Here is a 4003-nt window from a genome sequence, read left to right as displayed (position 1 = left end):
GGACCGGCGGTCGCGAAGCCCGCGCCACTCGCAGAGACCGGGGCACCCTCCGGCGCGCTGGTCGTCGGCGGGGCGCTCGCGCTCCTCCTGGTTGGCGCGCTGACCCGCCTCAGCGCCCGCGCCCGGCGGCGGGCCTAAGCACCCAGCGGGACAGGTCCGGCCGAGCCCTGCGCAGGGCTCGGCCGGATCCCGTCGGCGCGGGGGTATTCAGCGCGGGGTATTCAGCGCGGGGCGTTCAGCTCGGGGATGCTAGGCGCGGATGCGGCCGCCGAGGGCGCGCTCGTCGCGCTGGCCCTGGCTGTTCTGGCGCAGCTCCTTCGGCAGGGAGAACACGAGGTCCTCCTCGGCCGTGACGACCGCGCGCACGTCCTCATACCCGGCCTCGCCGAGGTCGTCCAGGAGCTCCTGGACGAGCACCTCTGGCACCGATGCGCCGCTGGAGATGCCGATCGTGTTCACGCCGTCGAGCCACTCCTGCTTGACCTCCTCCGCGAAGTCCACGAGGTAGGCGGCCTTCGCGCCGTACTCGAGAGCCACCTCAACGAGACGCACCGAGTTCGAGGAGTTCGTGGAGCCAACGACGAGCACGAGGTCCGCGTCGGGGGCGATCTTCTTGATCGCGACCTGGCGGTTCTGCGTGGCGTAGCAGATGTCGTCGGAGGGCGGGTCCTGCAGCTTCGGGAAGCGCTCGCGGAGGCGGCGTACCGTCTCCATCGTCTCGTCCACGCTGAGCGTGGTCTGCGAGAGCCACACGAGCCGCTCGGGGTCTTTGACCACGAGGCCCTCGACGTCGTCCGGCGAGTTCACCACGGTGATCAGCTCGGGGGCCTGGCCCGCGGTGCCCTCGACCTCCTCGTGGCCCGTGTGGCCGATAAGGAGGATCTCCATGTCCTGCTTCGCGAAGCGGACCGCCTCGCGGTGCACCTTGGTCACGAGCGGGCAGGTCGCATCGATCGCGTTCAGGCTCCGGTCGGAGGCCTCCTGCACGACGGCGGGCGAGACCCCGTGCGCCGAGAAGACGACGTTCGCGCCCTCGGGCACCTCCTCGACCTCCTCGACAAAGATCGCGCCCATCTTCTCGAGCGTGCGCACGACGTGCACGTTGTGCACGATCTGCTTGCGCACGTAGACGGGCGCGCCGTAGCGCTCCAGCGCCTTCTCGACCGCGACCACGGCGCGGTCCACGCCCGCGCAGTACCCGCGCGGGGCGGCGAGCAAGACGCGCTTCTCGCCCTCGACGGGACGGTTCTGGAGCCGTCCACCCTGGCGACGCATCCGAGGCATCGCTAAACTAACCACCGGCGCGCCAATGGTGCGCTGATCACGCTGAGAGTAAGCCATACCCCCAGTGTACGGTGCGGGCGCTGAACACCCGCAGAGAGGGGGCTCCCCGTGGCCGAAACACCCGCAACTCGCGAGCAGCCCTGGCCCGTCGCCACGGTCAGCAAAAAGATCGGCGACTGGGTCGCCCGGCTCGGCGCCGTCTGGATCGAGGGCGAGATCACGCAGTGGTCCGTCTCCGGCGGCAACGTCTACGGCAAGATCAAGGACCTGAGCGACCCGGCCACGCTGAGCTTCACCGTGTGGTCCTCCGTGCGCGGCAAGCTGCCCGCGAACCTCAAGCAGGGCGACCGGGTTGCGCTGCTCGGCAAGCCGAATTTCTGGGCCAAGGGCGGCACGCTCACCCTGCAGGCGCTCGACATCCGGCACGTCGGCATCGGCGACCTGCTGGAGCGCCTTGAGCGGCTCCGCGCGCAGCTCGCGAGCGAGGGGCTCTTCGACCGGGATCGCAAACAAGCGTTGCCGTTTCTCCCCGGCGGGATCGGCCTGATCACCGGGAAGGACTCCGACGCGGAAAAGGATGTGCTGCGCAACGCCACGCTCCGCTGGCCCGGCGTCGTCTTCCACGTGCGGCACGCCGCCGTGCAGGGCGACCGCGTGCCCGGCGAGGTCGTGGCCGCCATCCAGGCGCTCGACGCCGACCCTCGCGTCGAGGTCATCATCATCGCCCGCGGCGGCGGCGACTTCCAGAACCTGCTCGGCTTCAGCGACGAGCGCGTCGTGCGGGCGGCCGCGGCCGCGGCCACCCCGATCGTGAGCGCCATCGGCCACGAGGCGGATCGGCCCCTCCTCGACGAGGTCGCCGATCTGCGCGCTTCCACCCCGACCGACGCCGCGAAGCGGGTCGTTCCCGACGTCGGCGAGGAGCTCGCGATGATCGCGCAGGGGCGCGCGCGGCTCGCCACCCGCGTCGCGCAGCTGCTGCGGCACGAGACCGAACGGATCGGCTCGCTGCGGGCACGCCCCGTGCTCGCGGAGCCGGAGCGGCTCGTGGAGCTGCACAGCCAGGACCTCACCCGCTGGGTGGCACGCGGCGCAGAGCTCGCCCTCCGCCAGGTCGAGGCCGCCGCCCAGCACACACAGGAGCTGCGCACCCGGCTGCGCGCGCTCTCCCCGAGTGCGACGCTCGACCGGGGCTACGCGATTGCGCAGACCGCCGACGGGCGGGTGCTCCGCGACCCCGCCGAGGCCCCGGCTGGCGCCGGGCTGCGCCTCACGCTTGCCGAGGGCGTGCTCGGCGCGACGTCCGCGGGCTCCCCCGCCGCGAACTAACACTGTCTGTGCGCCCGCGGCCCCAAAGCCGACAAAATGTGTCAACTCACGGAGGGTTCAGCCCCGGAGGCTAGACTGAGAGTCATGGCACCCGCAGACGATGTCTCCTCCCTCAGCTACGAGCAGGCCCGCGACGACCTCATTCGAGTCGTCGACCAGCTCGAGCGCGGCGGGACGACCCTCGAAGAGTCACTCACCCTCTGGGAACGGGGCGAAGCCCTCGCCGCCCGGTGCGAGCAGTGGCTCATCGGCGCGCGGGAGCGCCTCGACGCGGCGAAGCAGGGCTCCGCCGCCGAGGCCAGCGAAGCACCCACCCAGAACACGGAGCAGTAGTGGCGAAGAAGAAGCGCGTCGCAATCGTCGCGGAGCTCGGCCGACCCGAGACTCCCGAGGAGACGGCGGCCCGGAAGGCGCAGGACACCAAGAACTATCGCGAGCGCAAGACGGTGAACAACCTCGTCTTCTCCCTGCTCGTAACCGTCGCGATGGTGGCCGTGATCTTCCTCGCGGTCCCCCGCGGCAACCTCGACGTGAGCAAGGTCACGCACGACGTGCCCGCCCTCGCCGCCGAGGCTGAGACCGGGGTCGGTCGTCCCCTGGTGGCCCCGGACCTCGACGCGGACTGGCGCGCGACCTGGGCCCGGGTGCAGACCACCGGCAAAAACGGCGTCGTGTCCTGGTCCGCCGGGTACGAGACCCCGAGCAAGAACTTCGCGAGCTTCCAGCAGGCCTGGGACGCGAACCCCACCTGGGTCGCGCAGAACCTCGAAAACCAGAGCGCGACGGGCGTCGAAACCATCGCGGGCGTCGAATGGACCGTGTACGACCACCGCGACAAGGACAAGGGCAAGACGAACGTGAGCTACGGCCTGGAGGCCGTGGTCGACGAGGGCACCGAGCTGGAGACGACCTTCGTCGTCTCCGGCACCGACAGCCCCGAGCAGATCAAGCTCCTCGCCACCCGCGTGCTCGAGTCCTACACCGCGCTGCCCGAGGGCGAGTAACCCACGCGGCACGGCCCCGCACTGACGCGATCCGATCCACGAACTGAGAAGAGACACCGGCGCATGAGCACACGGATGACACCGCAGGAAGCCTGGAATGACATGCTCCTCGGCAATGACCGCTTCGTCACGGGGGCCCCGCAGCACCCGCGGCAGAACGTCGAGCGCCGCAACCAGGTGTCCGGCTCGCAGAACCCCGACGCGGCGCTGTTCGGCTGCTCCGACTCCCGCCTCGCGGCCGAGATCATCTTCGACCGCGGCCTCGGCGATCTCTTTGTCGTGCGCAACGCCGGGCACATCGTCTCCGATAGCTCGGTCGCCTCCCTGGAGTACGCCGTGGTCGACCTCGACATCTCCCTGATCACGGTGCTCGCCCACGACTCCTG

The 4003-nt window shown here is 70.5% G+C and carries 5 protein-coding genes; 4 read left to right on the top strand and 1 reads right to left on the bottom strand.

The genetic code is table 11. The annotated features are described in order from the left end of the window. Positions 1-249 precede the first annotated feature (249 nt). The gene (locus OOT08_RS14120) at positions 250-1284 is read right to left on the bottom strand and encodes a 4-hydroxy-3-methylbut-2-enyl diphosphate reductase (protein WP_325093669.1); all 1035 of its coding nucleotides are present in this window, start codon (positions 1282-1284) and stop codon (positions 250-252) included. Positions 1285-1392: 108 nt separating this feature from the next. On the opposite strand from OOT08_RS14120, the gene xseA reads away from it, so the two are divergent. The 4 genes from xseA to OOT08_RS14100 form a co-directional block, all read left to right on the top strand. Further along, positions 1393-2613 carry an exodeoxyribonuclease VII large subunit gene (gene xseA, locus OOT08_RS14115; protein WP_325093425.1) on the top strand — a complete coding sequence of 407 codons (1221 nt, stop codon included), beginning with the start codon at positions 1393-1395 and terminating at the stop codon, positions 2611-2613. An 84-nt stretch (positions 2614-2697) separates the two neighbouring features. Next, on the top strand, positions 2698-2946 hold the full coding sequence (locus OOT08_RS14110) for an exodeoxyribonuclease VII small subunit (protein WP_325093424.1): 249 nt from the start codon (positions 2698-2700) through the stop codon (positions 2944-2946). Continuing rightward, positions 2946-3617, top strand: coding sequence for a DUF4245 domain-containing protein (locus OOT08_RS14105; RefSeq protein ID WP_325093423.1), 672 nt, complete (start codon positions 2946-2948; stop codon positions 3615-3617). The genes OOT08_RS14110 and OOT08_RS14105 overlap by 1 nt, the downstream gene beginning before the upstream one ends. A gap of 75 nt (positions 3618-3692) precedes the next feature. Continuing rightward, on the top strand, positions 3693-4003 hold a 311-nt coding region (locus OOT08_RS14100), incomplete at its 3' end, for a carbonic anhydrase (protein WP_325093422.1).

Source organism: Leucobacter sp. M11, assembly GCF_035726885.1.
Lineage (GTDB): Bacteria > Actinomycetota > Actinomycetes > Actinomycetales > Microbacteriaceae > JAPFRB01.
The sequence above is the reverse complement of the archived record's forward strand: the minus strand, read 5'-3'. Positions and strand labels throughout refer to the sequence as shown.